4 protein-coding genes and 1 pseudogene are annotated in these 3,954 nt (G+C 66.0%); 4 read left to right on the top strand and 1 reads right to left on the bottom strand.

Translation table 11 applies throughout. The features are described from left to right. Positions 1-460 (top strand): annotated as a pseudogene (locus VMD50_RS19195) (AMP-binding protein); the annotation flags it as partial. A 244-nt stretch (positions 461-704) separates the two neighbouring features. After that, on the top strand, positions 705-848 hold the full coding sequence (locus VMD50_RS19190) for a hypothetical protein (protein ID WP_325429657.1): 144 nt from the start codon (positions 705-707) through the stop codon (positions 846-848). 356 nt (positions 849-1,204) lie between these two features. On the opposite strand, the gene VMD50_RS19185 is transcribed toward VMD50_RS19190, so the two are convergent. After that, positions 1,205-1,735 (bottom strand): DUF5994 family protein, encoded by a 531-nt coding sequence (locus tag VMD50_RS19185; RefSeq protein ID WP_325429655.1) that lies wholly within the window; start codon positions 1,733-1,735, stop codon positions 1,205-1,207. A gap of 408 nt (positions 1,736-2,143) precedes the next feature. On the opposite strand from VMD50_RS19185, the gene VMD50_RS19180 reads away from it, so the two are divergent. Then, a complete protein-coding gene (locus VMD50_RS19180; RefSeq protein WP_325429653.1) occupies positions 2,144-3,082 on the top strand; it encodes a cytochrome c oxidase assembly protein in 939 nt (312 codons plus the stop codon). Between the two features lie 138 nt (positions 3,083-3,220). Next, positions 3,221-3,850, top strand: a complete 630-nt coding sequence (locus tag VMD50_RS19175) for a hypothetical protein (protein ID WP_325429652.1) — start codon at positions 3,221-3,223, stop codon at positions 3,848-3,850. Positions 3,851-3,954 lie beyond the last annotated feature (104 nt).

Below are 3,954 nucleotides of genomic sequence, written 5' to 3'. Positions count from 1 at the left end.
CGACAGCCGCCGGATCGACCCGGTTGAGACCGACGACGATGACTTGGCATTCATGCAGTTGACTTCCGGATCGACGGGATTTCCCAAGGCGGTCCGGATCACCCACGCAAACATCGTGGCCAATGCCGAGGCGATGTTTGCCGGCGCGAACGTCGACATGGATTCGGACGTGATCGTGAGCTGGCTGCCCTGTTTTCATGACATGGGTATGACCGGCTTCATGACCGTACCGATGTTCTACGGCCTCGAGCTCGTCAAGGTCACGCCAATGGACTTCCTGCGCGATACGTTTTTGTGGGCCAAGCTGATTGACAAGTACAAGGGAACGATGACGGCCGCGCCAAACTTCGCCTACAACCTGTTCGCCAAGCGGTTGCGCAGACAGGCCACACCGGGGGATTTCGATCTGTCCTCGCTGCGGTGGGCGCTCTCCGACCCGGTGCAGGTGCGCCGCATCGAGCGTCAGGTGCCCCACGAGGTGTTCGCCGAGGTGGATGTCCGCCCGCGCAAGGTGGTGGTGCTTGAGCCCGGGATGATCCCGAAAACCCCGTCCGGCAAGCTGCGGCGCGCCCACGCGCTGGGCCTCGTCAGCTGAATCGGCGTCATCCGGCCGCGGGACGCGCATTTCAGCGCTTGCGACAACCTCGTGCGCCAAGGCTGTAGGGTCAGGGCACCGGGACCACAAAGGCCCCCATGATCAAGGGATGGCCATGTCTGACAAATCTCCGCGGCAAACGATGACCAAGAAGTCCGGGAAATCCCTAAAAGAGAAGCGCGCCGCCAAACAGGCCAAGGCAGCGGCGCGTGTCTCGTCTACCGAGGCCCTGCTTCACGACAAGAAGCGCTGACCCGCAACGGCTTCGCCAGCGGGTGGCTCGCTCGCGATGCAGCCCGCAGTTCAGCGTGGCGTCGTAGCCGCGGAATCGCTGTTGGGGCGGTCCGAAAAAGTGGGAAGTTGAACCGGTTCGGAATCACGACCGCTGTGGGTCGCGACCTCGGGCTCGTAGCGATGTGAAAACAAATCCGGTGATTTCATCGGGCGGGGTCCTTAATGTGGTTCGGTTTGGGCACAAAGGTTGGTCTGTCGAGGAATCGGCGATCGGTTCTGAGCTGCTCATCTACAGTAAAAATGTCGACGGTGGCAGTCCCGACACGAACGGCTCCCCAACCAATCTACAGGTGAACCTCGGCAGCGATGTCGCGCTCACCTCGACTGCCGTGCCCGAAACCTCCGGACGCGGCGGTGAAATGCCGGTCGATAGCTCGCGAGCGGCGGTGCTTGGCCGCCGTCGCTGATCCCGAGCAGGTCGCCCACCGTGGAAGCGTTGCCCGGCGCCGCCGCTGTCATCATCGCCTCGTGTGCGATGTCTGGAGCAGTGCTCGGAGGCACCACCATCAGAAGGATCCTCTCGCGGCCGACCCCGAGCGCTTGGAGGGTATTGGCCGGCTGACGGCGAAATCCGTCGAGGCGAACCGACCTTCCCCCGGTTGCCAGCCGTGCCGGTGCCTTTCCCCATGCGGAAAGCTCGTACATCAACCGCTCGATGGGGCCCAGTCGCACCGACAGCACCGCCAATAGATCAGGCAGCTCACTGGGCAGGTCTTCGCTGTGGGGCCACCATGCCCCGTCGACATGCCCGGTCATCCGCGCCTTGGGCTTCATCCGCAGGCGCGGTGTGTTCTCCGGTCCCGCGCGGTGGCCGCCGGAATCCGTGCGGCCCTCGTGTCGTGTCATGGCGATCATCCCGTCTGGCCGCCAACCGGCCATTTCAACCGAATCGGCGACGACGCGATCTCAGATGATCGCGCGCGACATACCACCGACTCCATGCACATCGCGTCCCGAGCGGGCGCGAAGCCCTAATCAAAAATGTTGTTGGTCAACGCTTTCGGATGTAAAGCAGGTTGGCGGTCGACGATGCGAACTCACCTTGGCGCGCTTGACCGCCCGCTTGTTGAGAAATCTACGGGACCTCTTGCCCGTCGCGTGCCGGGAAAATCTGTCGGCGATACTAACCCCTTGACAACCGGGCCCTGGATGGATTCGGTGCGTTGATCGTACGCCCGCCGGGCGACCAACGGGCTGAATGTGGTGACGCCGGGGGCGATCGTGTTGAGCGCGACATCTGGCAGGCTATGGGCTATGCGCGCCGATCCGGGGCCGCTGACATGGGCTTCCCTGGTCCAGACCTGGCGTCTGGACCTGGCCTCCGTGGCGGCAATCGTGGTGGTGGCCGCGGCATACGCCTGGTGTTACCGGCAGGGCCGGAGCGCCGAACGACCGGTCGGGCCAGCGCGGGCCGGCTGCTTCTGGGTCGGCGTGGTGCTGTGGGTACTGGCGACGATGAGTGCGGTCGGCGCCTACGCCTACGCCCTGTTCTGGATGCGCGCGCTGCAGGTGCTGCTGCTGCTGTACGTGGTGCCGTTCTTCCTCGCGCAGGGCAAGCCGGTCACCGTGGTGCGCGACGCGCTCGGCCCCGTCGGGCGCGACCGCCTCGACCGCCTGTTGGCGAGCCGGTTCGCGCGCGTGCTCGCACACCCGCTGACCACGTCACTGGCGATGCTGGGCACGCCGTGGCTGCTCTACCTGACGCCCTGGTACACCGCGGCACTCGACAACGAATGGATCGGTGCGCCCACTCGAATCATGTTGGTGGCGATCGGTTTCGGCTATTTTTACGCCCGACTTCAGGCGGATCCCGTTCCCCGGAGGTACTCCCAGGCGATCTCGTTGCTGATCACCGTCGCCGAGGCGCTCGGCGACGGCGTGCTGGGCTTGGTGATCTGGCAGGGCTCGTTGATCGGCGCGGCCTACTATGCGGCGTTGCATCGATCGTGGGGCCCGGATCAGCGGCTCGACCAGACGATCGGCGCCGGCGTGTTGTGGATCCTCGGGGACGTGGTCGGCTGGCCGTTTGTGCTGGTGCTGATGCGCGCGCTGTCCCGCGACGAGAAGGCGCACGCGGTTGCAGTCGACGCCGAGATGGACGCGGCGGAAGCCGCCGAGAGCGAAACCGCCGCGCCGTCGGGACTGTGGTGGGAGAACGATCCCCAACTGCGCGAGCGTTTCCGGCGCCGCTGACCTGCTCCGAGATGCGGGCGCCCGTACGCCGCCCCGCCAAACGTGAATCAACGTGAATTGCCCCCAGTGGCTCGCGCGGTCGGCTATGTTGCGCGAGACGTCGGCGAGGGCCGACCGCACCCCAAGGAGCCAATGGTGGTGAAGATATCGGTCGCGGCGGCCGGCGTGGTGGCGAGCACCGTGGTCGGCATGGCCGTCGCGGGCTGCGGAAGCAACAAGGCGTCCGGCCCGACGTCGTCACCGTCACCGACGGCGTCGACGCCCGCCGCGCCGTCGTCGTCCGCGTCACCGACGTCGAGCGGCGGTGCCGCCCAGCCGTCCGACTACAGCGGTCTGCTGATCAAGCCCACCGACATCGTCGTGCCGGGCGACACCTTCACCCTGTTCCAGACGCTGCCCGTCCCGAACCCGGCCGGAACCGAAGGCGTCTTCATGAATCAGGGCGGCTCCCGCAAGGTCGACGACACCATCTACGTCTATCCCGACGCCGGGGCGGCGTCGCAGGCGCTCGACCAGAGCGCCAGGGGAATTCAGGAGCTGAGTGTCAAGTCCGCCCCGGCTCCGGCCGACGTGGGAACCGCCGGCCAGATGGCCGTGGGCCCGTCGCCGGACGGCTCGAAGTCGAAGGCGATCGTGATGTTCACCGAGGGCAAGGTCTTCACGGTCCTTGAGTTCGAAAGCGGGCCAAGCGATCCGCTGCAACCGGACTTCGTTGTCGATCTGGCCAAGAAGCAGGACGCGGCCATCAAGAGCGGGCTGCCGTCCTGAGAACCGGTCTCGCGGTGCTCGGCGCTTCCGGGTTGTTCGGCTGGGGCGCCGCGCGGGCGATGACGGCGCGGATACGGCGCAACCCGGATCCTTTTCCGCGCGAA

Origin of the sequence: Mycobacterium sp. (assembly GCF_035506235.1) — a bacterium.
GTDB lineage: Bacteria > Actinomycetota > Actinomycetes > Mycobacteriales > Mycobacteriaceae > Mycobacterium.
The sequence above is the reverse complement of the archived record's forward strand: the minus strand, read 5'-3'. Positions and strand labels throughout refer to the sequence as shown.